General features: G+C 66.1%; 21 protein-coding genes and 1 tRNA gene. 18 read left to right on the top strand and 4 right to left on the bottom strand.

Annotation, left to right across the window (positions count from 1 at the left end; genetic code table 11):
- Window positions 1-15 precede the first annotated feature (15 nt).
- On the bottom strand, window positions 16-1215 hold the full coding sequence (locus U1H82_RS13665; RefSeq protein ID WP_322965505.1) for an efflux RND transporter periplasmic adaptor subunit: 1200 nt from the start codon (window positions 1213-1215) through the stop codon (window positions 16-18).
- 129 nt (window positions 1216-1344) lie between these two features.
- Here U1H82_RS13665 and U1H82_RS13660 point away from each other — a divergent pair, with 129 nt between their 5' ends.
- Genes U1H82_RS13660 through U1H82_RS13645 form a run of 4 tightly spaced genes read left to right on the top strand, consistent with a single transcriptional unit; the run spans window position 1345 to window position 5736 of the window.
- On the top strand, window positions 1345-1977 hold the full coding sequence (locus U1H82_RS13660; protein WP_322965504.1) for a TetR/AcrR family transcriptional regulator: 633 nt from the start codon (window positions 1345-1347) through the stop codon (window positions 1975-1977).
- Window positions 1978-2027: 50 nt separating this feature from the next.
- Complete coding sequence (locus U1H82_RS13655; RefSeq protein ID WP_322965503.1) at window positions 2028-3143, top strand: glycoside hydrolase family 130 protein; 1116 nt, start codon at window positions 2028-2030, stop codon at window positions 3141-3143.
- Window positions 3140-4732, top strand: a complete 1593-nt coding sequence (locus U1H82_RS13650; protein WP_322965502.1) for an alpha-amylase family glycosyl hydrolase — start codon at window positions 3140-3142, stop codon at window positions 4730-4732. Before U1H82_RS13655 ends, U1H82_RS13650 begins: the two co-directional genes overlap by 4 nt.
- Window positions 4729-5736 (top strand): glycosyltransferase family 4 protein, encoded by a 1008-nt coding sequence (locus U1H82_RS13645; RefSeq protein ID WP_322965501.1) that lies wholly within the window; start codon window positions 4729-4731, stop codon window positions 5734-5736. The genes U1H82_RS13650 and U1H82_RS13645 overlap by 4 nt, the downstream gene beginning before the upstream one ends.
- On the opposite strand, the gene U1H82_RS13640 is transcribed toward U1H82_RS13645, so the two are convergent.
- Window positions 5733-6185 carry a MarR family winged helix-turn-helix transcriptional regulator gene (locus tag U1H82_RS13640; RefSeq protein ID WP_322965500.1) on the bottom strand — a complete coding sequence of 151 codons (453 nt, stop codon included), beginning with the start codon at window positions 6183-6185 and terminating at the stop codon, window positions 5733-5735. The two genes, U1H82_RS13645 and U1H82_RS13640, sit on opposite strands and share 4 nt — an antisense overlap.
- A 63-nt stretch (window positions 6186-6248) precedes the next feature.
- On the opposite strand from U1H82_RS13640, the gene hppD reads away from it, so the two are divergent.
- From hppD to U1H82_RS13620, 4 genes are all read left to right on the top strand, one after another.
- Window positions 6249-7310: a 4-hydroxyphenylpyruvate dioxygenase gene (gene hppD / locus U1H82_RS13635; RefSeq protein WP_322965499.1), complete on the top strand. Its 1062-nt coding sequence runs from the start codon at window positions 6249-6251 to the stop codon at window positions 7308-7310.
- 164 nt (window positions 7311-7474) lie between these two features.
- Window positions 7475-8752, top strand: a complete 1278-nt coding sequence (gene hmgA, locus U1H82_RS13630; RefSeq protein ID WP_322965498.1) for a homogentisate 1,2-dioxygenase — start codon at window positions 7475-7477, stop codon at window positions 8750-8752.
- Window positions 8749-9381 carry a maleylacetoacetate isomerase gene (gene maiA / locus U1H82_RS13625; RefSeq protein WP_322965497.1) on the top strand — a complete coding sequence of 211 codons (633 nt, stop codon included), beginning with the start codon at window positions 8749-8751 and terminating at the stop codon, window positions 9379-9381. The genes hmgA and maiA overlap by 4 nt, the downstream gene beginning before the upstream one ends.
- The gene (locus U1H82_RS13620) at window positions 9378-9737 is read left to right on the top strand and encodes a Rieske (2Fe-2S) protein (protein WP_322965496.1); all 360 of its coding nucleotides are present in this window, start codon (window positions 9378-9380) and stop codon (window positions 9735-9737) included. Before maiA ends, U1H82_RS13620 begins: the two co-directional genes overlap by 4 nt.
- Here U1H82_RS13620 and U1H82_RS13615 read toward each other — a convergent pair.
- On the bottom strand, window positions 9727-10560 hold the full coding sequence (locus U1H82_RS13615) for a PEP-CTERM sorting domain-containing protein (protein WP_322965495.1): 834 nt from the start codon (window positions 10558-10560) through the stop codon (window positions 9727-9729). The two genes, U1H82_RS13620 and U1H82_RS13615, sit on opposite strands and share 11 nt — an antisense overlap.
- A gap of 136 nt (window positions 10561-10696) precedes the next feature.
- Here U1H82_RS13615 and U1H82_RS13610 point away from each other — a divergent pair, with 136 nt between their 5' ends.
- The 9 genes from U1H82_RS13610 to U1H82_RS13570 all read left to right on the top strand — a co-directional run bounded on the left by U1H82_RS13610 (window position 10697) and on the right by U1H82_RS13570 (window position 22655).
- The gene (locus U1H82_RS13610) at window positions 10697-10972 is read left to right on the top strand and encodes a metal/formaldehyde-sensitive transcriptional repressor (protein WP_322965494.1); all 276 of its coding nucleotides are present in this window, start codon (window positions 10697-10699) and stop codon (window positions 10970-10972) included.
- Window positions 10973-11015: 43 nt separating this feature from the next.
- Complete coding sequence (gene dmeF / locus U1H82_RS13605; protein ID WP_322965493.1) at window positions 11016-11984, top strand: CDF family Co(II)/Ni(II) efflux transporter DmeF; 969 nt, start codon at window positions 11016-11018, stop codon at window positions 11982-11984.
- A 44-nt stretch (window positions 11985-12028) separates the two neighbouring features.
- The gene (locus U1H82_RS13600) at window positions 12029-12664 is read left to right on the top strand and encodes a L,D-transpeptidase family protein (RefSeq protein ID WP_322965492.1); all 636 of its coding nucleotides are present in this window, start codon (window positions 12029-12031) and stop codon (window positions 12662-12664) included.
- Between the two features lie 72 nt (window positions 12665-12736).
- Window positions 12737-12810: transfer RNA gene (locus U1H82_RS13595), tRNA-Gly, on the top strand.
- A 146-nt stretch (window positions 12811-12956) separates the two neighbouring features.
- On the top strand, window positions 12957-14990 hold the full coding sequence (locus U1H82_RS13590) for a DUF6538 domain-containing protein (protein ID WP_322965491.1): 2034 nt from the start codon (window positions 12957-12959) through the stop codon (window positions 14988-14990).
- Between the two features lie 485 nt (window positions 14991-15475).
- Window positions 15476-16939 carry an ATP-binding protein gene (locus tag U1H82_RS13585; RefSeq protein ID WP_322965490.1) on the top strand — a complete coding sequence of 488 codons (1464 nt, stop codon included), beginning with the start codon at window positions 15476-15478 and terminating at the stop codon, window positions 16937-16939.
- A gap of 22 nt (window positions 16940-16961) precedes the next feature.
- Entirely contained in the window at window positions 16962-19634 is a 2673-nt protein-coding gene (locus U1H82_RS13580; RefSeq protein ID WP_322965489.1) for a Z1 domain-containing protein, read from the top strand.
- Window positions 19624-20586: a PD-(D/E)XK motif protein gene (locus tag U1H82_RS13575; RefSeq protein WP_322965641.1), complete on the top strand. Its 963-nt coding sequence runs from the start codon at window positions 19624-19626 to the stop codon at window positions 20584-20586. The genes U1H82_RS13580 and U1H82_RS13575 overlap by 11 nt, the downstream gene beginning before the upstream one ends.
- Entirely contained in the window at window positions 20583-22655 is a 2073-nt protein-coding gene (locus U1H82_RS13570; protein ID WP_322965488.1) for an AIPR family protein, read from the top strand. The genes U1H82_RS13575 and U1H82_RS13570 overlap by 4 nt, the downstream gene beginning before the upstream one ends.
- Window positions 22656-22677: 22 nt before the next feature.
- Here U1H82_RS13570 and U1H82_RS13565 read toward each other — a convergent pair whose 3' ends face one another.
- Window positions 22678-23118, bottom strand: a complete 441-nt coding sequence (locus tag U1H82_RS13565; RefSeq protein ID WP_322965487.1) for a very short patch repair endonuclease — start codon at window positions 23116-23118, stop codon at window positions 22678-22680.
- A 65-nt stretch (window positions 23119-23183) separates the two neighbouring features.
- On the opposite strand from U1H82_RS13565, the gene U1H82_RS13560 reads away from it, so the two are divergent.
- Window positions 23184-24806 carry a DNA cytosine methyltransferase gene (locus tag U1H82_RS13560; RefSeq protein ID WP_322965486.1) on the top strand — a complete coding sequence of 541 codons (1623 nt, stop codon included), beginning with the start codon at window positions 23184-23186 and terminating at the stop codon, window positions 24804-24806.
- Window positions 24807-25150 lie beyond the last annotated feature (344 nt).

Raw genomic sequence — 25150 nt, 5'->3', positions numbered from 1 at the left:
GCTCTACTCCGGCGATCAGCGGCCTGAGGCGGGCTGAGCGCCCGTCTGGCCCTGCGCCTGTGCGCCGCCCGGTTGGCCCGGCTGTTGCCCAGCTTCCTGAATGCGGACCCTCTGGCCCGGCTGCACCTTCTGCCAACCTTCGGTGATGACCTTCTCACCGGGCTTGAGCCCGGTCAGAATCACCCAGTTGCTGCCGACCTGACCACCCAGCGTCACCGGGCGCGACTGGACCGTGCCCGACCCGTCGACCACCATGACGGAGGCCGCCTGGTTGCTCAGCTGGACCGCGCGCTGCGGGATCGAGATGCCGTTGCGCAGCGTGCCCGCCGTGACATGCGCGCGGACGAACTGGCCGGGCAGCAACATGCGGTTGGGATTGGGGAAGCGTGCGCGCAGCTGCTGGCTGCCCGTCGTCGGATCGACCGTCTGCCCGGCAAAGTCGAGCTGGCCGGTCGGGCCATAGTCCGACCCGTCCTCCAGCGTCAGGCGCACGGTGATGTGCGACAAATCGGGCAGCGCCAGACCACCCGAACGCGCCTGCTGGATCAACTCGCTCAGCGCCGCATTCGACTGGGTGAAGACGGCGTAGATGGGTGACATCTGGTCGACTTGGGTCAGCGGCGTCGCCTGGGTCGCGCTGACCAGTGCGCCCTCGGTCACCTGCGCACGGCCCACCCGGCCTGCGATCGGCGCGCGGACGATGGTGTAGCTGAGCTGCAACTGCGCGCGCGACAGGGCGGCGCGGGCGTCGGCGACGCTGGCATCCGCCTGGCGCAAGGTCGACTGGGCGGCGTCGAACTCCTGGGCGCTGACCGCGCGTTCCGACACCAGCGGCTGGTAACGCCGCACGATCGAGGCGGCATTGATCCGGGCGGCCTCGGCACGGGCGAGCGCGGCCTGTGCCTGCTGCACCTGGGCGCGGTAATCGCGCTGGTCGATGCGGAAGAGCGGCTGCCCCTCGGCGACGTCGGTGCCCTCCCGGTACAGGCGCCGCTCGACGATACCATCGGTCCGGGCGCGCACTTCGGCGCTGCGGATCGCCTCGATCCGGCCGGGCAGTTCGATGATGTTGGGCACTGCGGCCGATTGCACCGTGATCGCCGTGACGAGCGGCGGCGGCGGAGCTGCCTGCTGCTGCTCAGACGCCCCTTGTCCGCAGGCGGCCAGTGCCAATGCCATCGCAAGCGACGGCCCCAGGACGGTAAATTTGGACACGCCGTGAAACTCCCTGAACCACGTGACGTTTAAGTCATTCAAATCCCCTGTACCTCGCACTTGCAAAAAAGCAACGGCTAGGTGCAATTAAATTTGACCTATGCCGTGGGAGGCCGCAGAAGGGGGATCATGACAGTCACCAAACGGACCGCTGGACGCCCGACGCGAGAGCAGGCGCAGCATATTGACGACATCATCCTCTCCGGCGCGCGCGAGGCGTTTTGCAGCCGCGGGATCGAGGGGACTTCGATGGAAGAAATCGCCTTATCCGTGGGGGTTAGCAAGCATACTATCTATCGCCGCTATGCTGGCAAGATGGCGCTGCTCGATGCGGTGGTGACGCGCGACCTCGATCGGCTGAACCAGACGATGCTGGACGAGAGCATCGGGGCCAATCCGTTGGAGCGATTGAAGAATTCGGCGCGCCGTTTCTTCTTTTTCTGCGTCGAGCCCGACTCGGTCCGTTTCATGGCCTTTCTGACATCGGAGGCCGTTTTCTCCGAGGAATTGCGTCAGCGATTCGCGACATGGGACCGGGTGTTGTCCGATCCGATCATCGCCTGCATCCAGGCATCACAGGATGCCGGGCTGTTGCGGCGTGACGACAGTGCCATGGCATTGTTCAGCCTGTTGGCCGACATTCTCGACGGCCCCAGCCGCCGGATGCAGTTCGATCTGCCCGATCCGTTCAGCGGGCTAGATCCCGACAATTTCTTCGAACATCGCTGGTCGGTCTTCTTGAAGGTCGCGACCGCCGGATGATCCTGCGCGCATGATCGGGAACGGGGGATGACGGCGGGCGTTGGCGGGCCATGTCCGACGACCTGCTGATCTTCCGCCCCGACGATGTCGATCTGTCCCGCTCGCCCCTCCGTCGCGGCATAAACGAGCCGACCTATGTGCTGGGGGCGTTCAACCCCGGCATGACCCGGCTGGTCAATGGCAATATCCTGTTGATGGTCCGCGTGGCCGAGGCGCTGAGCCAGCCGGTCGATGGCGATCATGTCCGCGCGATCCGCTGGACGCCGGACGGCTATGTGCTCGACCGCTATCCCCTGTCGGGGGTCGACATGACCGATCCGCGCCAGTTCGCCATTCGCGGCAGCGCCCACCGGATATTGGCGCTGACCTCGCTATCCTGGCTGTTGCCGGTCGAACTGTCGGCCGATGGCTCGGCCATCATCGCCGTCCATTATGACAAGGCGATCGAACCGGCCGCGACGTGGCAGGATTATGGGGTCGAGGACGCCCGGATCAGTCGGGTCGGCGACCGCTGGTACATGACCACCTGTTCGGTGTCGGCCGAACGGCATTCGACGACGCTCCATATCTCCGACAATGGGCTCGACTATCGGCTGGCGGGGATCATCCTCGACCACCAGAACAAGGATATGCTGTTTTTCGAAGGGCTGGTCGAAGGTCGCTTCATGGCGCTGACCCGGCCGCTTGGCGAAGTCTATTTCGCCTATCCGGATGAGAGCCCGTTCGTCGGTGGGCCATCGATCAATTTCGCGACCTCCCCCGATGCGCTGCATTGGAAGCCGCTCGAGGCTCCCGGCATCAGGGCGCGCAAGGACTCCGTCTCGGCGATGAAGGTGGGCGGCGGCACACCGCCGATCCTGACCGAGCGTGGCTGGCTGACCCTCTATCACGGCGTCGAGCGGCGCGAGGCGGTCGGCATCTATCGCAGCTTCTGGGCCTTGTTCGACAAGGACGATCCAACACGCATCCTCCATCTTGCCGACGATCGACCCGTTTTGGAGGCCGATCCGGCGCTGACCGCGTCGATCGCTCATCAGATGTACTTGCCGACCCCCGTGGTCTTTTCGACCGGGATGATCGACATGGGCGACCATTATCTGGTGGCCAGCGGCGAGGCCGATCTCGCCTGTCGCATGACACGCCTGTCCAAGGCTCTGTTCGCATGAGCGCTCGGCCCTGGTGGCAATCGGCCGTCCTCTACCAAATCTATCCCTGGTCGTTTCAGGACAGCGATGGCGACGGGATCGGCGATCTGCGCGGGATCGAGAGCCGCCTCGACTATCTGGTTGATCTGGGGATCGATGCGATATGGCTTTCGCCGATATTTCCGTCACCTATGGCCGACTTTGGCTATGACGTGGCGGATTATTGCGGCATCGATCCGCGGTTCGGCACGCTGGCCGATTTCGACTCGCTCCTGGCATCGGCGCATGCCCGCGGGCTCAAGCTGCTGCTCGATTTCGTGCCCAATCATAGTTCGGACCAGCACCCCTGGTTCGTCGAAAGCCGGTCGAGCCGCGACAATCCCAAGCGCGACTGGTATATCTGGCACGACGCCGCGCCCGGTGGCGGTCCGCCCAACAACTGGATCAGCGATTTCGGCGGCTCGGCCTGGACCTGGGATGAGGCGACGGGCCAATATTATTACCACGCCTTTCTGAAGGAGCAGCCGGACCTCAACTGGCGCAATCCGGCGGTCCGCACGGCGATGCTCGACGTGCTGCGCTTCTGGTTCGCGCGCGGGGTCGATGGGTTCCGGATCGACGTCTTGTGGCACATCGTCAAGGACGCGAGCTTTCCCGACAATCCGATCAATCCGGACTGGGACCCGGCGACGGGCGAGATGAACCGGGTGTTCCAACTTCATTCGACCGACCAGCCCGAGGTCCACGACATCGCCGCCGAGATGAGGGCCATTGCCGATGCGTTCGGCCGCGAGGGCGACGAACGGGTGCTGATCGGCGAGATATACCTGCCGGTCGCGCGATTGATGCGCTATTATGGCGAGCATGGCGAGGGCGTGCACCTACCCTTCAACTTCCAGTTGATCGACGCGCCTTGGGAGGCCCGGCATCTGGCACGGATGATCGCCGAATATGAGGCTGCCCTGCCCCCCGGCGGCTGGCCCAACTGGGTGCTCGGCAATCATGACCGCCCGCGCAGCGCGACCAGGCGCGGCCCGGCCCAGGCGCGGGTCGCGGCGATGTTGCTCCTGACGCTCCGTGGCACGCCGACGCTTTATTATGGCGACGAACTGGGCATGGAGAATGGCGACATTCCGCCCGACCGTGTCCGTGATCCCCGCGAGTTGCGCGAGCCGGGCCTCGGCCTGGGCCGCGACCCGGTGCGTACGCCCATGGTCTGGGACGACAGCCCGCATGGCGGCTTCAGCACCGGCGAGCCCTGGTTGCCTCTAGGGGCCGGATGGGCCGGACGCAATGTCGCCAAGGAATTGGCCAACCCGACCTCAATGCTGGCGCTTCACCGCACGCTGCTCGCGCTGCGGCGGACGAGTCCGGCGCTGGCGACGGGATCGATCCGGCTGATCGAGGCCGAGGGTGCCGTGCTGGCCTATGAACGCGAACAGGATGGCGAGCGCTTCATCATCGCCCTCAATCTCGGCGAGGCGCCCGCCGCCGTCGATCTACCGCCGGGCCGCCCCATCGTTTCGACGCTGGGCGATCTGCCTGCCCCGGTCCCTGCCCTGCTCCGCCCCAATGAGGGGCTGATCCTGAAAGTCGATACCGCCGCATGAAAATCGCAATGATTGCCCCGATCGCGTGGCGCACCCCGCCGCGCGCCTATGGCCCCTGGGAATTGGTGACGAGCCTGCTGACCGAGGCGCTGGTCGCACGCGGCGTCGACGTCACCCTCTTCGCGACGCAGGATAGCATCACCGCCGCCACGTTGGCAGGCCCCGTCCCCGCCCCCTATTCGGAAGATCCATCGGTCGATGCCAAGGTCTGGGAGATGCGGCACCTCGCCGCCGTGTTCGAACGGGCGGGCGAGTTCGACCTGATCCACAACCAGGCCGACTTCCCCGCCCATGCTTTTGCTGGGCTGGTTGACACGCCGATGGTGACGACGATCCATGGCTTCTCGTCCGAGCGCATCATGCCGATGTACGAGCCCTATCAGGACAGGGTGTATTATGTGGCCATTTCGGATGCGGACCGGCATCCCCGGCTCCGTTATGCCGACACCATCCATCACGGCATCCCGATCGAAGAATTTCCTTTTGATCCAACGGGTAGTGACGACCTCCTCTTCTTCGGTCGCATCCATCCCGACAAGGGTGCAGCCGAGGCGATCGCAGTGGCCCAGGCCACCGGCCGGCGTCTGATCATGGCGGGGATCATCCAGGATCAGGGCTATTGGGAGCGCGAGGTTCGCCCTCATGTCGACGACGACCGCATCGTCTATCGCGGTCCCGTCGGTGGGACGGATCGTACCGCAGCGCTGGGTCAAGCCAGGGCGCTGCTCCATCTTATCAATTTCGACGAGCCGTTCGGCCTCTCGGTGGTCGAGGCGATGGCCTGCGGCACGCCGGTCATCGCCGTCCGGCGTGGGTCGATGCCGGAATTGATCGAGAACGGCGTCAACGGCTTTCTGGTGGATAATGTCGAGCAGGCAATCCACGCCATCGGCCGGGTCGGCGAGATCGACCGGGCAACCTGCCGGAAGGTGGCCGCAGAGCGCTTCTCGGTCGACCGTATGGCCGACCGCTACGTCCAGCTTTACCGCTCGATCCTGGGCTAATCGCGCTGGGCGAGTGCCACGGCATCGATCCGTTGAAGCATCGTGACAAAGGCATCCAACTCGGCTTGCGTGAACCCGGCGAAGAGCTGCGCCTCCAACTCCAGGGCCTTGGGCGCGACATCGGCGTAAAGCTCGCGTCCCGCATCGGTCAGGACCAGCAGGTGCGAGCGTCGGTCGCCGTCATGCGCCGTGCGCGCGAGCAGGCCGCGGCCGACCATCGCGATCGCGGCGCGCGACACGGTGACCTTGTCCATCCGGCTGCGCTCGCACACCGCCGATTGGGCAACCGCCTCCTCCTCCGCGACGATCGCGATCAGCCGCCATTCGGGGATCGTGAGCCCGAACAGCTGCTGATAGGCGCTGGCGATATGGTCGCTGACCAGGTTCGAGGTGATCGACAACCGATAGGGAAGAAAGCCGTCCAGCCGCAATTCGCGAGATCGTAACATTTGACACCAATTCCCCATTCTGCGATCTGGTAACGGAAGATACTGGATCAGGAGTTGGACGTCATGGCAACCACCCCGAACAATCCGCTGGGCCTGGACGGCTTCGCTTTCTGCGAATTCACCACCCCCGAACCCGAAACGCTGGCGCGCCAGTTCGACATGATGGGCTTCACGCCCACCCATCGGCACCCCGCCAAGGCGATCACGCGGTACAAGCAAGGCCGCATCACCCTGCTGCTCAATGCCGAGGCGGAAGGCCAGGCGGCGGCGTTCCGCGCTGAACATGGCCCTTCGGCCAGCGGCATGGGCTTTTACGTCGCCGACCCGGCTGAGGCGTTCGACCATGCGGTCAAGGGCGGTGCGACGCCGGTCGACGCGACCAGCGGCTGCCTGACCCCGGAGGCCAAGGCGATCGAGGGGATCGGCGGCAGCTATCTCTATCTGGTCAAGGCGGGCGACGACCTGTTCGCCGACTGGAACGAGATCGAGGGCTGGCAGCAGGCGGAGGCCGAGAACAATGTCGGCCTCGACCTGCTCGACCATCTGACCCACAATGTCCGTCGCGGCGAGATGCGGACCTGGTCGGGCTTCTACTCCAAGCTGTTCGGCTTTGAGGAACAGAAATATTTCGACATCAAGGGCAAGGCGACCGGCCTGTTCAGCCAGGCGATGATCGCCCCCGACAAGGCGATCCGCATCCCCCTGAACGAAAGCCAGGACGAGAAGAGCCAGATCGAGGAATTCATCCGCGAATATAATGGCGAAGGCATTCAGCACCTCGCGCTGACCACCGACAATATCTACGAAACCGTCGAAAAGCTGCGCGCGCGCGGCGTCCGTTTGCAGGATACGATCGAGACCTATTACGAACTGGTCGACAAGCGCGTGCCGAACCATGGCGAAGACCTGGACCGGCTGAAGCGCAACCGCATCCTGATCGACGGCAATGTCGGCGAAGAGGGCATTCTGCTCCAGATTTTCACCGAGAATATGGTCGGTCCGATCTTCTTCGAGATCATTCAGCGCAAGGGCAATGAGGGCTTCGGCAACGGCAATTTCCAGGCGTTGTTCGAGTCGATCGAACTCGACCAGATCCGGCGCGGCGTGATTACCGTCGACGCCTGACCGTCACGGTTCCTTCCTCCCCTGTAAGGGGGAGGGGGACCATGCGAAGCATGGTGGAGGGGTGTCGCCCTATCGATAGCGGGATACCCCTCCGTCAGGCCTGACGGCCTGCCACCTCCCCTTACAGGGGAGGAAGAGGGTGCGAGAAGAGGAGAGGAAAAGAGATGACGACATCCTACATCCCCGGCTTCGGCAACCACGTCGCGACCGAGGCGGTCCCCGGCGCGCTTCCCATCGGCCGCAACTCGCCGCAGCGCCCGGCCTATGGCCTTTACGCCGAACAGCTCTCCGGCACCGCCTTCACGGCGCCGCGTCACGAAAACCGCCGTTCCTGGCTCTATCGCCTGCGCCCCACCGCCGAGCACCCGCCCTATGAGCGGTATGACAGCGCGCCCCGCTTCGCCCCCGGCACCAGTGACGCCCCCCTGCCCCCCAATCGCCTGCGCTGGGACCCGGCACCGATGACGCCGCCGGGCACCGACTGGATCGACGGCGTGACGACGATGCTCGCCAACCGCGATCCGGCGGATTTGGAAGGCGTCGCGGTCCATGTCTATGCCTGCAACCGCAGCATGACGCGCGTCTTCGTCGACGCGGACGGCGAGTTGGTCTTCCTGCCCCAATCCGGCCGCTTGACCATCCTGACCGAGCTGGGCCGCATCGACATCGCGCCGGGCCAGATCGCGCTCGTCCCACGCGGCGTTCGCTTCCGCGTCGAACTGCCCGATGGCGAGGCGGCAGGCTATGTCGCGGAGAACCACGGGAGCCTGTTCCGCCTGCCCGATCTCGGCCCGATCGGCGCCAACGGTTTGGGCAACCCCCGCGATTTCGAGACGCCCGTCGCCTGGTTCGAGGATCGCGACGAGTCGACCCAGGTCGTCCAGAAATTCCTCGGCTCGCTCTGGACGATGACGCTCGACCACAGCCCGCTCGACGTGGTCGCGTGGCACGGCAATCTCGCCCCCTGGCGGTACGATCTGTCGCATTTCAACACGATCAACACGGTCAGCTTCGACCATCCCGATCCGTCGATCTTCACCCTGCTGACCTCGCCCAGCGACGTGCCCGGCCGCGCCAATGCCGATCTGGTGCTGTTTCCACCGCGCTGGATGGTGGCGGAGGACACGTTCCGCCCGCCCTGGTTCCACCGCAACGTCATGTCGGAGGCGATGGGCCTGATTACCGGCGCTTACGATGCCAAGGCCGAGGGCTTCCGCCCCGGCGGGCTGTCGCTGCACAATCTGATGGCGGGTCACGGCCCCGACCTCGCCAGCTGGCAGGGGGCGAGCAACGCGGACCTAAAGCCGCACCGGATCGAGGGCACCATGGCCTTCATGGTCGAAAGCTGCTGGCCCTATCGCCCGACCACACATGCGCTGGCGCATGCCCAACTCGATTATGATGCGGTATGGAAAGACTTCCCCAAGGCCCAGCTTCCATGAGCCTGACGCTCCACGGCTATTGGCGGTCGAGCGCGGCCTATCGCGTGCGACTGGCGCTGGCGCTGAAAGGCCTGTCCTATGCCAGCGTGGCGCATGATCTGCGCACCGGCGCGCAGCGTGCGGACGACTACCGCAGGCTCCAGCCGCAGGGACTGGTGCCGGTACTGGAAGGCCCGGACGGTCCGCTGATCCAGAGCCCCGCCATCCTCGAATGGCTGGAGGAGCGCTATCCCGATCCGCCTTTGCTCCCCAGTGACCGCGCAGGACGGGCCGTGGTCCGCGCGATGGCCGCGATCGTCGCGTGCGATATCCACCCGATCAACAATCTGCGCGTGCTGACCATGCTGCGTCAGGCGATGGGGGCCGACGAAGCCGCGATCGGCCGGTGGATCGGCCATTGGGTGACGGAAGGCTTCGCGGCGCTGGAGACGCTGATCGAACGGCATGGCGCGGCCTATGCTTATGGCGATACGCCGACGCTTGCCGACTGCCATATTCTGCCGCAAGTCTATAATGCGGAGCGGTTCGGCGTCGATTTGTCCGCCTTTCCCCGGCTGACGGCAGCCGCGAAACGGCTCCGCGACCGCGTGCCGGAGGCCACGCCTGAAGTCCAGGGCGATGCGGTATGAGTGACGAACGCCTGACGGCCACGCCTGCCGGGATCACGCTGGGGCCGCTGGATACGATCGCAGACGGCGAGGCACGCAACTTCGTGCTTCAGATGCGGGCGGGGCGCTTTCACGGTTTCGTCGTTCGCCGGGGTGGGGCAGTTCATGGCTATGTCGACCGCTGCCCGCATATGGGGCTACCGCTGGCGCAGACCCTCGATGCCTATCTGACGCCCGATGGGCAGCGTATCGCCTGTTCCTGGCATGGCGCGATCTTTACGGTCGAGGACGGTCAATGTCTGGGCGGCCCGTGCATGGGACAGCGGCTGACACCCTGGCCGGTTGCGGTCCGGGACGGGACGATCGTTACGGCGTGACGCCCGTCACCTCGGCATGGGCGATCGCCTCCAGCCGCCCGATGAGGCGCGGCTCCAGTCCCAGGTCGATCCCGGCCCGCTCCTGCTCGCCGAGCCGCCGCACGTCATATCCGGTGATCTTCCCGAAAATGACCAGCGCCTCCAGATAATAGCCCGCCGCGCTGGCGTGATACTGGTCCCAGGTCCACAGGTCGATCTGCCCAAAGGCGATGCCGTCATAGGGATTGGGGTCGGCGACACGCTCGGCCCAGGCGCGGTTCCAGGCCTGTCCGACCGGAATCGTACCCGAAATCTCCGGGTAGCGCCGCAGCGCATAGGCGTTGCCTGCCGCCAGATCGTCGGCCATCGCGGTGATCGGCTTGCCCCGCCAGGGGCTGGGCGTGCGATAGGTCAGGTCGGCACGGCTCCAGGTGGAGACCAGCTCGACCCGAACGCGCGGATTGGCCCGGCGCAGCATCGCGGTAATCAGCCCGGCCGCCTCGGCATGGCGGGTCGGATCACCGGGGCGTTGCGGATCGAGCGTGCTATATCCCTGCAACACGACCACGTCCCAGCGGCGATCGATCTCTTTCGCCTTATGTTCGTAATGCCAGGCCAGATCGCGGCCGCCCGCCGTTTCCAGGCTTACCGTCCAGTCGAGCCCGGCCTCATCGGCAAAGGTCTTGAACAGCGAAGGCACGCCGCCGATTCCTTCGCGATTAAGGTCGCGGACATGATCGGGCCGGTAACGCATGACCGGCGAATGGGCACCGAAGGTAAAGCTGTTGCCGACGAACAGGATCGACTCTGCCGCGACCGGTGTGGCCACCGTGAGCGCCGCCATCGCCAGGGTCCATCGCCATACGCTTACCATCATCATCCCCATGCCTGTCGTCGATGGCCCTTCTGGCCGATGCGCTCGCTGATCGGCAACCCGGAAGTTGATCCGGACCGCAATATACCCTATACCCCTATCCGTTATGGCCCATGTGACGACCAGCAAGGAAAAGATCATCGCGCGCGTCCGGCGGATCGCGGGACAGGTCGCGGCAATCGAACGCTCGGTCAGCGCCGACGCGGATTGCGCCGAGACGCTGCATCTGGTGGCGGCGGTGCGCGGCGCGGTGGCGGGATTGATGGACGAACTGGTCGAGGATCATCTCCACGCCCATGTCGCGGCCCCCGGTCTGTCCGATACGGAACGGACCGCCGCGGCGGCCGAACTGGCCAAGCTGCTCCGACGCCATTTCCGTTGATCCCCCATCCCCCTCGGTTCCCGCACAGCAAGGACGCGATTTCGTGACGACCCACGACCATGATTATCTGGGCCATGCCCATGACGAGAATGCACGGCGCACCCGATTGGTGGTCTGGCTGTCGACGGGCATGATGGTCGCGGAGATCGTTGCGGGCTATCTGACCGGATCGATGGCGCTGTTGGCGGACGGCTTTCATATGGCGACCCATGTCGGCGCGCTGGGGATTGCCGCCATCGCCTATTCCTATGCCAAGCGACATGTCGCCAATCCGCGTTACAGCTGGGGCACCGGAAAGGTCGGCGAACTGGCGGGCTTCGGCTCGGCGATGGTGCTGGGGCTGGTGTCGCTCGGCATCGCTTATGAATCCCTGGTGCGGCTTACCGATCCGCATCCCGTCGCCTTCAGCGACGCGATCCTGGTCGCGGTGCTGGGCCTTGTCGTCAATATCGTGAGTGCCTGGCTGCTGGGTCATGGGCCTGGGCATAGCCATGGGCATGGTCACGATCATGGCCACGGCCACGGCCACGGACATTCGCATGGCCATCACCACGATACGCACGATCATGACCACGACCATCAGCATGATCGCTATGGCGGCGATACCAATATGCGTGCCGCCTATATCCATGTTTTGGCCGACGCGCTGACCTCGGTCATGGCGATCCTGGCGCTGGTGGCGGGTCGCTATCTGGGCTGGGTCTGGCTCGATCCGGCGGTGGGCCTGTTGGGTGCGGTGGTCATCGCCAACTGGTCGGTCGGGCTGATGCGGCAGGCCTCGACGGTGCTGCTCGATGTCGCCGATCCCAAACTCGCCGTCAAAGTGCGCGAACGGGTCGAGGGACCAGGTGATATCCGCATCCATGATTTCCATATCTGGCGGATCGGCCCCACAGCCCATGCCGTGATCCTCTCCGTCGAGGGAATCGATGCGACGCTGACGACCAAGGCCGTCCACGAGCGGCTCGACGACATGCCCATGATCGGCCATGTAACGGTCGAGATCCACTAACCCATTGTTCAGCGAAGGTTCTTAACGTCAGCGCGATGCGAGGCATGCAGATCTTGGCCGGAGCGATCCTCCTGGGCGCGGTGGGCGGCGGCGTGATGCTCGTCCGCCATGCCGCGCATGGTGACGCTGCGCAGCCGGAAACTGTGAGGCCGAGCGCGACGCCTCCCAAGCCTCCCGTGGAACCCGCCCCTCCTCCGCCGCCCCCGTCCCCCACCCCGGCACCCTTCGTCGTGCGTCATATCCTGGACCTGAAGGCGCCGCTGCGTCACGGCGATTTCGTGTGGGACGAAAGCGGCGCGCCGCAGGGGCCGATCGTCATCACCGTCGATCTGGCGGCGCAGGTCGTCTCGATCTTCCGCGATGGTTATGAGATCGGGACCGCCGCGATCATCTACGGTGCTGACAATATGCCGACGCCGCTCGGCGTGTTCCCCATCCTGCAAAAGGATGCGGACCATGTGTCGAACCTTTATGACGCACCGATGCCCTATATGCTGCGCCTGACCAATGACGGCGTCGCCATCCATGCCAGCGACGTGCGCTATGGCAACGCCACCCATGGCTGCATCGGGGTGCCGATCGGCTTTGCCAAAAAACTGTTCGCCGCGACGAAGATCGGCGACCGGGTGATCGTGACCAACGGCAAGACGATGACGCTGGGCCAGTCCATCATCGGCTGATCCCCGCCCCGAAAGAAATTTGCGTCGCCCCGCTTGCCAAATTCCCGAGGCTTGAATAGGCAGCATCGGTACGCGGGTGTAGCTCAATGGTAGAGCAGGAGCTTCCCAAGCTCACGACGAGGGTTCGATTCCCTTCACCCGCTCCATCTCCGCACTGAACCCACGGATTTCCGCCATTCCGGCGTCCGGCCGCGCTTCGCGGGACACCTGGCTGTAGCACCAAGCTGCGCACGCGCCGCCGTCGTCCGCCCGCAACCGAAGCCCGTGCCGGCGACCGGACGAGACGTGGGACGTGGCCTCAATCACCTATCTGTGCCGGCGTGGCGCGCGCTATTACTACCGCCGCCGCCTGTACCAGCGGAGCGTCGTCAACCATCCTATAAGCATCTCGCTCGGTACGGCCGACCCGGTCGAGGCACGTCGCCTCGTCCCCCGGCTGTCCGCTCGATGGGAGATGATGGCGATGCAGATGTTCAACCGGACCAGCCGCGGTTTCCTTCAGGCGCAGGAACTGACGCGCATCTTCCGCGCAGGGCTCGACGAGGAGTTAGGGCTGGCGATGGCCTCCCAATTCGATGCTCCCGACGAGCTGCAAGGGAACCGCCGCACAGTGCGGGTGCTGGAAGCGGCCTATCGGATCGCCGCGCGTCTGCCCGCCGACGCGGGCAGCGTGCCGGAGACCATCGTCGACGAGCTGACCGACGGCTTCTCGGACGAGGATCGTGCAGCCGTCGTGCTGATGCTCCGTTCGCTGGCGCCCCATAAGAGCGCGCAACGTGATGCCGAGAGCGCCTTGACGGCGATGTCGGCACCGACGACCCCGCGCGCGATAGATGACGCGCGCGTGCAAATCCTTCGGGCGCGTGCAGAAGCGCAGGCGCGTGCAGCGCTCGCCGATCACCCGCTCGCGGCCAGCCGGGGCGATCCGTACACGGCACTGCTCGACGACGATGTCGTCGCGGCGATCCGGCGCCAGCCGGTTGCGCCTTCAACCCCAACGCCATTCGGTCAGGCTGATCCGCATCGATCCTCTAGCGCGGGTCAGCCCGACTCCCCGTTCCTCACCCAAGACACGCGGCGGTTCAACGAGATCATCGAGGACACCATCAAGATGATCCAGAGCGCGGGCGACTGGGACGAGGATCTGGACCAGCGTCGGCGTGTGATACGCAGCTTCGGGTGGATCACCGGCGACAAGCGCCTATGCGATTATGGCCCCGCCGATGCCCTGCATTATGCCCAGACCCTGAGGAAGCTACCCACGGAATTCAGATGGGGAACGCCTGAGGCGGGCGCCATGAGTCGCCCGCTGCAGGAGGTGCTTGTGGAGGTCGACGCGATGGCGAAGAAAACGCCGCGCAGCGATCGTACGTACAATCGCGATCTGACGATCATGGCGCGCTTCTCGCGGGAGCTGGCCAAGGCGTCGTGGCGGCCGAGATTCGGCAAGGATCTCATCGTCGACTTCAACGAACACACCGCCAAGGTCCAAGATGATCCCACCGATCCTGACCGGATGCCGTGGACGGAGGAGCAGTTAGTCTGCGCCTTCAAGGCTCCGATTTATACGGGCGGCGGCGGGTGCAGCCGACGGTTCAAGACCGGTTCCGATGACAAGGTGTGGCAGGATGCTGCATACTGGGTCCCGCTGCTGTTGGCCTACACCTTCATGAGCCGCGAAGAGGCGTGCGGGCTCGAATGCAGCGAGATCGTGTTCGACGTCGACACGCCCTTCCTGATCGTCAAAGCTAACATGACCAAAAGCAAGAACGGCGAAACGGCGGCAGGGCTGAAACGTCGCTCTCGCCACCGTGTCATCCCTCTACATCCGGAACTATTGCGGCTCGGCTTCCAGAGGTACGTCGCTGCGATCGAGGCAGAAGGTCACTGCATGCTGTTCCCGGAATTGTACCGGGGTGATCTCAAAAGGCGTGGTGGGATCCGCTTCTACGCCAGCGCTGGTCGGTATCTGCTCGACTATGTCGATCAGAATGTACCGCTCCTGCGAACCTCCTCGGGCAAGCGCGCAGACCTCCATTCAATGCGCACCGCCGGCGCAAGTTTTCTCGAGGATTCAGACGCGAAGCAGGTCTATATGGATGATATCCTGGGGCATGTCCGCGAGGGTACGGGGCCGCGTAAATATTGCAAGGCATGGTTCGTGAAGGGCGGTGCGGCGATCATTCAGAAGCGGCTGGGTCTGATGTGCGACGCGACGCCGAACCTGACTGCGCATCTCACGCCTGCACCGCTGGCCCTGCTGCCGCTGGAGGAGCGGTCGCGGACGGGATCGTACAGGGAATGCGCATCGCGGCGGAAGGCGTGATGATCCAGAACTCGACGTTCGCGATACCCCAAGCGCAGCCCGAAACCGGTCCTTCGTTCAGGTGCCGCCCGCCGGCCGGGATTAGGCTGATTGCAGACCGGCTGCTGCTAAATTCGTATTTCAAGGAGCGGACACAATAATACCTCTGCCATGGTAACGCTGAGGTCGTGGTCAGCCGTGCCTTCCGGTCGGGCAGCCATCGGCCAACGACCGCTTGCGGTTGGCTGAGCGTCGCGGCGGCGGCATCCACGCCTCCGGCATCGACTATCGCAAATAGGTGCGCGGTTCTTAGAAACGGTCCGCCATGCTTCCTCGGCGCGGCGGAAACTCGCTTGAGTTCAGACGATAGCACCGCACGACGGCAATTAGCGCCCGTGTGCGCGGTGGAATCTCCACCGCGGTGCGCACTCGCGGAACCGGTGACTTGATAGCCGCGTGAATTTCTAGTCTAAGTTCCTCAAAGGGGAAGGATCAGCTTGAGATTCGTGCCGAACCCGCCGGACGCGGCCGCGCTGATGATGTCGGCGCGCAGCTTCGGCAACTACGATCTGCCGAGCGCCCTGGCCGATCTCGTCGACAACAGCCTGAAGGCTCGCGCGCGGATCATTCACATCTCCTGCCTGCGCTCGGAGGCTGGGATCGAGGTGAGGATACGCGACGATGGCGAGGGCATGTCGATGGAGGCGCTTGCCGCCGCCATGCGGCCCGCGAGCGCCAACCCCGAGGACGATCGATCCCCCGACGACCTCGGTCGCTTTGGCTGGGGGCTGAAGTCCGCTTCCTTCTCCCAGTGCCGCCGGGTCACCGTGATCTCGAACGACGGGGGCAATGCGTGCGGCGCGGAGTGGGACCTCGACAGCATCGACGGCTGGTGCATGGGACTGCTGGAGGAGGCCGAGCTGACCGCGCTCGCCGATCCGCTGGTCCTTTCGGCTCCGGGCACCGAGGTCGTCTGGCGCAATTGCGACCGCCTTTCGGAGGATGGAACGCTGGGGCCGGAGGCTTTCAACGCGCTGGTCGTCCATGCGCGCGCACGCCTTGCCCTCCTGTTCCATCGGTTCCTCGCCGGCGAGGTCCGCGGGCGGCCGCTGCAAATCGTCCTGAACGGGCAGGCGATCGCCCCCTTCGACCCCTTCCACCGCGACAACAATGCGACCCAAGCGCTCGCGCCCGAGGAGGTCCACCTTTCCGACGGGTCGATGATCGCGATCCGGGGCTACGTCCTGCCCCACTTCTCGAAGCTGGCGCTGTCGGACTACGACCGGCTCGGCGGCGAGGAGGGATTCCTGCGCAATCAGGGGTTCTACGTCTACCGCGCGGGTCGACTGATCATGAACGGGACCTGGTTCCGGCTGATCCGGCACGGCGAGCTGTCGCAGCTGGTGCGCGTCGCCATCGACATTCCTAACTCGCTGGACGCGATGTGGAAGATCACCGTCGACAAGGCCGACGCGCAGCTTCCTTCGGTGCTGAGGGAGCGACTGCGCGCGCTGGTCGCAGGACTGCGCCGCGGGTCCGCCGAGGCGTTCCGCTCGCGTGGCGGCAGGCTTTCCACCAAGGGCGCCGTCTCGGTGTGGAGCAAGTTCGCGCGCGGTGGCCGGATCCGCTATTACGTCAACCGCGACCATCCGCTGGTCGCGTCCCTGCTCGCCGACGCCGAGCGCGGCCGCACGGTTGCAGCGGCGATCACGCTCATCGAGCAGCAGTTCCCCGCCGTCACCATCGGCGAAGACGTCGTCCGCGCGCCGGACGCCATGAGCCAGGGCGAGTTCGATGCGCGGGCATTCCTCGACACGCTCGACGCGTCGCTGCCCTCGCTGCTGGCGCAGGCCGGGACAATGAAGGGCCTCGGCGAGGCGCTCGCCTCCACCGAGCCGTGGTCGGCGCATGGCGCGCTGGTCCGCGATCATCTGAAGAAGAAAGGCTGGGTCGATGCCGTACGAGAGTGAGCTGGCCTTCTTTCGGAGCCGCGTGAACGAGCTGCACGGCGCCGCGCTAGCGCAGGGGGAGGCCCTGCCTGAGGGGGCGATACGGCACCTTGTCGAGACCGGTCCATTTAGCCATCTCGACGAGGCGGCCCGGACCGCTGTCGTCCGGGAGCTGGAGGGAGCGTTCGTCACGCGCCAGCGCCGCGGTTCGATCATCGTCTCGAACGCGCGTCCGTGGCTGATCGAGCGCCGCCCCTACATCGACTTTTACTACTGGAACCGGCTGCGCCGGTTCTACATGGAGACAGGCATCCTTCCCGCGCACGTGCTGGCGACGCTCGACCACGACACCGATCAGGTGCTGGACCAGTGCGGCGATCCATCGGAGTCTCCGGCGGGTGCGCGTCGGGGCATGGTGATGGGGCACGTCCAGTCCGGCAAGACCACGAACTACTCGGCGCTGATCTGTAAGGCTGCGGACGCGGGCTACAAGGTCATCATCCTGCTGGCCGGCATCACCAACTCGCTGCGCGCGCAAACGCAGGAGCGGCTCGACGAGACATTCATCGGCAAGAAGTCGGTTTTCGGGCCGATCGCATCGGAGCTGATGCCGATCCAGAATTTCGCCGGCACAAGGCGTGTCCCGTCATACGGCACGACGCGCGACGCGGACTTCGTCAGCGGCCGTGACGGCATGTTCTTCAGCCTCTCGGGACACAGCGAGCCGATCATCTTCGTCACGAAGAAGAACAAGGGTGTGCTCGAGCGGCTGCGTGACTGGCTGGGCGAGCAGGACGACGCCGCGACCTTCCCGCTCATCCTGATCGACGACGAGGCCGACAACGCCTCAATCAACACCGCCAAGGATCCGCGCCGCACCACTGCGATCAACGGGGTCATCCGCGACATTCTCGGTCGCTTCCCGCGTTCGGCCTACGTCGGCTACACCGCGACGCCGTTCGCCAACATTTTCATCGATCCCGACACACCGGCGGACATGGAGCATGACGACCTCTTCCCGCGCCACTTCATAAAGGCGCTAGACCCGCCGACGAACTACGTCGGCTCGCGAAGGGTGTTCTGGGAGCAGGGCGACCTCAGGCAGTCGATGGTAAGGGTGATCGACGACTACCGAGGGGTGCTGCCGCTCGCGCACAAGGCGCACGAGCTGCCCTCGGCGCTGCCGGCCTCGCTGCTCAAGGCGATCCGGGTCTTCTGCCTGACGCGGGCAATCCGCATCCTGCGCGGCCAAGGCTGCAAGCACTGCTCGATGATGGTGAACGTCAGCCGCTTCAACGCCGTCCAGGACGCGGTGCACGGCCTGCTCTACGGATACCTGACGCAGGTCCGCGAGGCGATTACTGTGCACGCGGGCCTCGCCGGGGGTGGCGACGATCCGGTGATGCGCGACCTCCGTGACACCTTCGGGGAGGAGTTCGGTGGGCTCGACGTCGATTGGGACGACATGCTTCCGGTCCTGCTTGAGGCGGTGTCGAGCATCCAGACGCGGGTGGTGAACATGCGTGGCGGCGTCCTCGACTACTCCGCGCATCGCGAGCACGGCCTGCACGTGATCGCGGTCGGCGGACTGGCGCTCTCGCGCGGCCTGACGCTCGAGGGGCTGACGGTCTCGTACATCCTGCGCAACACCGCGGCGAGCGACACGCTCATGCAGATGGCGCGCTGGTTCGGCTACCGACCCGGCTACGAGGAGATCTGCCGGCTCTACCTGCCCAGGGTGTCGCTCGACCACTACGAGGACGTGGACGACGCGACCGAGGAGCTCCGCCTCGAGGTCAAGCGGATGGAGCGGCTGCGGATGACGCCGGCCGACTTCGGCCTCAAGGTGCGCCAGAGCCAGCTCGCGATCCGGGTCACGGCCGCGAACAAGATGCGCACCGCCACCGCCATGACGATCGCGCAGGACTACGGCGCTCGGCACGTCGAGGGACACGCGCTCATCAACAGTGCCGAGGTCAACGCCCGGAACGAGAGGGCGGCGGCGGCGCTGATCTCCACGCTCGGACCGCCAGAGGAGGTGACCGGAGGCCTGCTCTGGCGTGGGGTGCCCGCCGGTCCCGTGATGGATATGCTGCGGGCCTACGAGTGCTCGCCGGTGCAGACCGACCTTAGCCGGATTAGCGACACCTCGCTACTGGTCGACTACCTGTCCGATCGCGTCCGCGACGAGCTGGCGGTCTGGGACGTGGCGATCCCGCAGCTTCGAAACGGACCGGCCACCGAGGTGGCGGGTATCTCGGTCAGGCTGCGGCAGCGCGGCGCTGGCCAAGTCAGGGACGGCACCTACAGGGTGAACGGTCAGAAGAGCCGCGTTGCCGACAAGCCGGACGTGACCCTCGGCATGTCGGACGAGGAGAAGGCGTTCGTGCCCGGCATCGTCGCGACGGGCGAGATGGGTGTCGAACGCGCCAACTGCGCGGCGCGCTCCAAGCCGCTTCTGCTCCTGCACATGTTTAACGCCAGCCTGCCGACGCCTGGTCCGGGCGAGGAGTCCGATTCAGACGCCGGGCTTGAGATCGGGTCGCCGGTCGTCACGCTATCCGTGGCGCTCCCCGGTTCGAGCCGTCCCGCGCGCACGCGCGTCTATCAAGTCAACGCCGTATACCGCCGGCAGCTCGATCTATTTGCCGCCGAGGAGGAGGACGAGGAGGACGACGACGGAGAGCTGATCAACGGTGACGACGATGCTCAATGAGTGGGAGATGATCGCGCCGCCGCGCGACGCGACCGTGCTCAACGTGCTTCGGGCCGATCCGGCGCACCCGCTGGACTTCAGGATCGGGCGGGACGCTCGCGGGCGATTCGTCTTCCAGCTGGACGCATTGCGTGTGCCGCCGAAGGCGGGTTCGGTGGAGTCGCCCGCCGGCATGGACGTCGCGGTCGACGACGCCGGCGACGGCGTCGTCCGGTTAACGCTGCTGCTGCACGACGCAGAGGACTTCGCGATCTTCCGCGTCCTGTGCGGCGACCTACTTGAGGTGACGCGCCCGCTCGGCGCCGACGATGCCGGGCGTGCGATGGGCATGCTGCTCGGCCGGCTGGGCCACTGGCAGCAGGTGCTCGCGCGCCGGCGCTCGGGCCGGCTGTCCCGCCAAGAGGAGATGGGCCTGCTCGGCGAGCTGCTGTTCCTCCGCGACGTCCTCCCGCCCCGCATCGGCATGGCCGCGGGCGTCGCGTCGTGGCGAGGCCCTTACGGCGAAGAGCAGGACTTCGCGGTCGCCGGGTCGATCATCGAGGTGAAGACGCAGGGCGCCAGTTCCGACGCCCGCATAATGGTGTCTTCCGAGGACCAGCTGGACACCTCGCAGTGTCCCGTGCTGCTGTGTCGGCAGTGCATCATGGCCGCCGCCGGTGACGCAGGGGACAGCCTCGACGACGTCGTGGCCGGGCTGCTGGCCGCGACAGCTCAGGCGCCCGCTGCCAACGCTCGGCTCCGGGGCGGCCTTGACGCCGCCGGCTGGGCTGAGGGCGTCGGCTACGATGCGCGCTGGTCGCTCGTCGAGCGCTCTTGGTATCACGTGGGCGACGGATTTCCGCGGATCGTTCGGAGCGACCTGCTGCCGGGCGTGTCGCGCGTCCGCTACCAAGTCGCCGTGGCAGACTGCCTGCCGTTCCGGATCGACGAGGCCGAGGCGTTCGGATCGTGAGCGAGCTCGAGGACGCCTATGCGCACTTCCGCGACGAGCTGCTGCTCGAGGCCGACGCCTCCGGCGACCTGCAGGCGGACGCCTTTTTCAACCTCTACGCCGCCGTCGCGTCTGAGGTGGGCGAGGTCATCGACCTCGAACACACCCCGGCGAGGCGGGAGGGCGGTAGGAACCCGTGGCAGGTCGACGGCTTCGCGATCGATGTGGACCGCGGTACGCTCTACGTCGCGGTCTGCGACTTCCGGTCCGATCCCGCGCTGCAGACGCTGAACGCGGCGCAGATCGACGTCCTGCTGAAGCGGGTCCGCAACTTCGTCGATCAGGCGTCGGACCCGTCCTTCATCAACGAGCTCGAGGACACGGCGCCCGCCTTCCGCGTCGCGTATCCTATCTACAGCCAGCCGGCGGCCATCCGCCGCGTGCGCGTCGTGGTCTTCTCGAATGCCAGGATGTCGACCAAACGCCCTCCGCAGGCCGCCGAGGAGATCATGGGGCGGCCGGTCACCTACAGCGTCTTCGATTTCGGACGGTATGCCGAGGCGGTGTCGGCCCGCTCTGCGCCACAGCCGATAGAGGTCGTCTTCGAGGAGATCGGGGCCGAGCCGGTGCCCTGCCTGCTCGCGTCGGCCGGGGAAGACTACACCTCCTATCTGGTGGCGCTGCCGGGACCGCTGCTGGCCGACATCTACGGTCTCTACGGCGCCCGCCTGCTCGAGCAGAACGTCCGCACCTTCCTGCAGGCAAAGACCAAGGTGAACCGCGGCATCATCGACACGCTGCGCGAGAACCCGGGGATGTTCTTCGCCTACAACAACGGCCTGACCGCGACGGCCTCAGACGTCTCCACCGTCCGCCGGCCGGATGGGCAGCTCGCGATCGCCAGCGTGCGCGACCTGCAGATCGTGAACGGCGGGCAGACGACAGCGTCCATCCTCTACGCCAAGGACAGGTCCCGCGCCGACCTCGCCGGGGTCCACGTCCAGATGAAGCTGTCGGTCGTCGACCCTGCGCAGGTCGAGGAGCTGGTGCCCCGCATCTCCCGCTACGCGAACACGCAGAACCGGATCAGCGAGGCCGACTTCTTCTCCAGCCACCCGTTCCACCTCGCGATGGAGCAGATCTCCCGCCGGATCGGCGCGCCGCCGAAGCCCGGCGCTCTGTCCGGGTCGAAGTGGTTCTACGAGCGCGCGCGCGGACAGTATCGCGATGCGACCGCCTACGTGACGCCGGCCCAGAAGCGGAAGCACGAGCTGGAGTTCCCCCGCGCGCAGCTCATCGACAAGACCGACCTCGCCAAGTTCGAGACCACCTTCGAGCCGCGCCCGGACATCGTGTCGCGCGGCGCGCAGAAGTGCTTCATGCACTTCGCCGCGCGCACAGCTGAGCGGTGGCGGACCGCGCAGGCTGGCTTCAACGAGGTCTGGTACCGCAACGCCTGCTCGAAGGCGCTGGTGTTCCGCTGGACGGATCGGTCGATCGGCTCCTCCGAGTGGTATGCCGAGAACCGCGGTTACAAGTCGCAGACTGTCGCCTACACGCTTTCGTGGCTCGTCGACCGCGCGCTGCGTGCCGGCTGGGCCGGGCTTAACCTGCATTCGGTGTGGACGTCTCAGGACGTCCCGGAGGAGCTGGCGCGCACCATCGAGACGCTCGCGCCGCAAGTGGCCCGGGCGATCCGTGACGCTCCGACCAACACCCGCAACGTCGGCGAATACTGCAAGTCGGAGCTGTGCTGGGAACGCGTCGCCAAGATGGAGTTCGACATCCCGGAACTGCCGGACCACCTGCTGCTGGGTAGGGATGAGGCGCGCGAGGAGAGCAAGGCTGCGGCGGCGGTCCGGCGCATCGACTACGATGTCGGTTTCGACACGCTCTTGGTCCAGCTGGCGGGCAAGGCGGAGCTGATCCGCTCGATCGCGGCGAAGCGACAACTGCTCACGCCTAGGTCGAATGGCGCGCTGCAGAAGATCGCGCGGTCGCAGTTCGCAATCTCGCCGTCGGAACGCAAGGCGCTCCAGGATCTGTTCGCCCGCCTAGACGAGGCTGGTGTGCCGGTGTCCGGGCTTTGACCCGTTGGTCGGCCGACCCGGCTCAGCCGATCTCGAGCTCCTCGCCGTCGCCGCGTATCCAGTCCGCCAGCCTCTCCGCCGTGTCCGCAGCCTCGCCCCGAGCGAGGGCGCACTCCCATACCGTGGCCGTGCGCCAGCCTAGCGCGCGCAGCGCGGCGTGGTTGCGCGCGTCGCGCTCGACGTTGCTGGCGAACTTCGCGGTCCAGAACTCCGGCCGCGTCGCAGGGCTGGTCGCAAATTTACATCCGAGATGCCGGTGCCAAAAGCACCCATGGACCTGCACGACCGCCCGCCATCTGGGCAGCACTATGTCCGGCCTTCCCGGGAGCTCCTTCGCGTGCACGCGGAAGCGCAGTCCCGCGCGGTGCAGCGCGCGCCGGAGCGCAAGCTCGGGCGCGGTGTCCCTGCCCCTGATCCCGGCCATCATCCTGGATCGGGTGGCAGTGTCAACGACGTCGGCCATGCAAAGGCGCTTTCCTTGGCGACCCAGCCTGGTATTGGGTCTGTTATGAACTATGAATCGGACAGATGACGGGGCTTTTCAAGGTCCTCGACGTCTTCGCGGGCCCCGGCGGCCTCGCGGAGGGCTTCGCCGCGGTCAGGCGGGACGGCCGGCGCATCTTCGACGTCGCGCTGTCCGTCGAGAAGGATCCGGCTGCCTTCCGCACGCTGAGGCTTCGCAGCTTCGTCCGCCAGTTCGATAGGCGACCCGACGACTATTACGAACTTCTCGCTGGCCGCATCGACGTAGCCGAGCTAGCCCGTCGCCATCCGCGCGAGTGGGAAGCGGCGTGCGCCGAGACTCTGCATCTCGAACTCGCCTCCGTGGGTGCCGATGAGGTGATCGACCCGCTAGTGGACGACCTGCGCGCACGCGCCGACGATCATCTGGTCATGATCGGCGGACCGCCGTGCCAAGCCTATTCGCTGGCCGGCCGCGCCCGGAACAAGGGCATCGCGGACTACGTCGCGGGCGAGGACCACCGGCACTTCCTTTACCGCGAATACATTCGGCTGCTCGGCCGCCTGCGACCCGCCGCATTCGTCATGGAGAACGTGAAGGGGTTCCTATCGTCGAGCGTCGAGGGCGAGCGCATCTTCGAGCAGGTGCTCGCGGACCTCACGGGCGGCGAGGTCGACTACGTCGTGGTTCCGCTAGCGCCCGGCGACCGCCGTGGCGGCTCGCGCTTCGTCGTCCACGCGGAACGCTTCGGCATCCCCCAGCGAAGGCACCGGGTGATCCTCGTGGGATTCCGGCGGGATCTGGTGGAAGACGACGACGAACTCGCACGCGCGGTGTCCGCCGCGCTGGAGCCGGTCGATCCGCCGACCGTACGCCAGGCGATCGGCGCCATGCCCCGCCTCCGGAGCGGTGTCAGCGGAATGGCTGACGACGGTGCCGGGTGGCGCCGGGTCGTGTCTGACGAGCTGCGGAATGCGGCGGGCGCCGCCTTCGCCGAGGAGGACGAGGACCTGGACCGCGTCGCGGTGGCGCTCGGTGCGACCGCCGCGGTGGTGGACCGATCGACGGCGCCGCCCCGCTCCTCCGTGCAGGTCGCGAGCGTCGGCGATGCCGCCCTGTCGGAATGGATCGTCGATCCTCGGATGACCGTGCTCCCCAACCACGAGACGCGCGGTCACATGGCGTCGGACCTGTCGCGCTACGGGTTCGCGGCGTGCTTCGCCGCGACGTTCGATCGCACGCCCAAGGCGCGCGACTTCCCTGCGGCGCTGGCGCCGGCGCACGGCAGCTGGTCGACGGGCAAGTTCTCCGATCGCTTCAGGGTGCAGGTCTGGGGCGAGCCGGCCACCACGATCACCAGCCACATCTCCAAGGATGGCCACTACTTCATCCACCCCGACCCTGAGCAGTGCAGAAGCCTCACGGTCCGGGAGGCCGCCCGGCTCCAGACCTTCCCGGACGACTATCTTTTCCTCGGCAACCGCACCGAGCAGTATGTGCAGGTCGGCAACGCCGTGCCTCCACTCCTAGCCACCCGCATTGCCGAGGTGATCGCGACCATCCTAGGGGGAATGCGGGTTGCCGCCGGCGGTGCGGTCGGTCCCGTCTCTGAACGGCCCGCTCCATCGCGACCTGCGCAGGGCGCCCTGCCGCTCGACGAGTGCGCATTCGTGGAGGCGGGGGGATGAGCTGGTCAAGGGGGTGCTCGATGACGATCACGCTTTGCGACTCGGCGACACGATTGCCGTTGCTGGTCGGTCGGCTGCTCGACAGGGAGGCGAAGCTGAAGCGAGGACGGTTCCGCGAGCTCCGGCAGCGGTCGCGGCGTAACCCGGGACAGCGGCCCGAGGCGTCGGGGACGTAGGCGGTCGAAGGAGGGTATGGCACAACGGTCGGCGAGACGGGGCCGGAAGAACGAGGGAATGGCGGAGCGCTAGCCAAGCGCGGAAAGCTGATGTGGTTCCGGTCCGCGAACTCCCATACTGGCCCGCAGCCATGGCGCTGCTCATCGAGGCCGGACAGATGACAGCAT

It is taken from the genome of Sphingomonas fuzhouensis, assembly GCF_034659795.1.
Classification (GTDB): domain Bacteria; phylum Pseudomonadota; class Alphaproteobacteria; order Sphingomonadales; family Sphingomonadaceae; genus Sphingomonas; species Sphingomonas fuzhouensis.
Note: the sequence above shows the minus strand (reverse complement) of the source record. Positions and strands in the feature narration are given on the sequence as shown.

Excerpts from the sequence above, each read along its gene's own strand:
- U1H82_RS13600 (WP_322965492.1), top strand. The coding sequence starts at position 12,029 with ATGCAGATCTTGGCCGGAGCGATCCTCCTGGGCGCGGTGGGCGGCGGC.
- U1H82_RS13565 (WP_322965487.1), bottom strand. The coding sequence starts at position 23,118 with ATGGCCGACGTCGTTGACACTGCCACCCGATCCAGGATGATGGCCGGG.
- hppD (WP_322965499.1), top strand. The coding sequence starts at position 6,249 with ATGGCAACCACCCCGAACAATCCGCTGGGCCTGGACGGCTTCGCTTTC.
- U1H82_RS13610 (WP_322965494.1), top strand. The coding sequence starts at position 10,697 with ATGGCCCATGTGACGACCAGCAAGGAAAAGATCATCGCGCGCGTCCGG.
- U1H82_RS13620 (WP_322965496.1), top strand. The coding sequence starts at position 9,378 with ATGAGTGACGAACGCCTGACGGCCACGCCTGCCGGGATCACGCTGGGG.
- U1H82_RS13655 (WP_322965503.1), top strand. The coding sequence starts at position 2,028 with ATGTCCGACGACCTGCTGATCTTCCGCCCCGACGATGTCGATCTGTCC.
- U1H82_RS13575 (WP_322965641.1), top strand. The coding sequence starts at position 19,624 with ATGCTCAATGAGTGGGAGATGATCGCGCCGCCGCGCGACGCGACCGTG.
- U1H82_RS13615 (WP_322965495.1), bottom strand. The coding sequence starts at position 10,560 with ATGGCGGCGCTCACGGTGGCCACACCGGTCGCGGCAGAGTCGATCCTG.
- U1H82_RS13645 (WP_322965501.1), top strand. The coding sequence starts at position 4,729 with ATGAAAATCGCAATGATTGCCCCGATCGCGTGGCGCACCCCGCCGCGC.
- maiA (WP_322965497.1), top strand. The coding sequence starts at position 8,749 with ATGAGCCTGACGCTCCACGGCTATTGGCGGTCGAGCGCGGCCTATCGC.
- hmgA (WP_322965498.1), top strand. The coding sequence starts at position 7,475 with ATGACGACATCCTACATCCCCGGCTTCGGCAACCACGTCGCGACCGAG.
- U1H82_RS13560 (WP_322965486.1), top strand. The coding sequence starts at position 23,184 with ATGACGGGGCTTTTCAAGGTCCTCGACGTCTTCGCGGGCCCCGGCGGC.
- U1H82_RS13640 (WP_322965500.1), bottom strand. The coding sequence starts at position 6,185 with ATGTTACGATCTCGCGAATTGCGGCTGGACGGCTTTCTTCCCTATCGG.
- U1H82_RS13660 (WP_322965504.1), top strand. The coding sequence starts at position 1,345 with ATGACAGTCACCAAACGGACCGCTGGACGCCCGACGCGAGAGCAGGCG.
- U1H82_RS13650 (WP_322965502.1), top strand. The coding sequence starts at position 3,140 with ATGAGCGCTCGGCCCTGGTGGCAATCGGCCGTCCTCTACCAAATCTAT.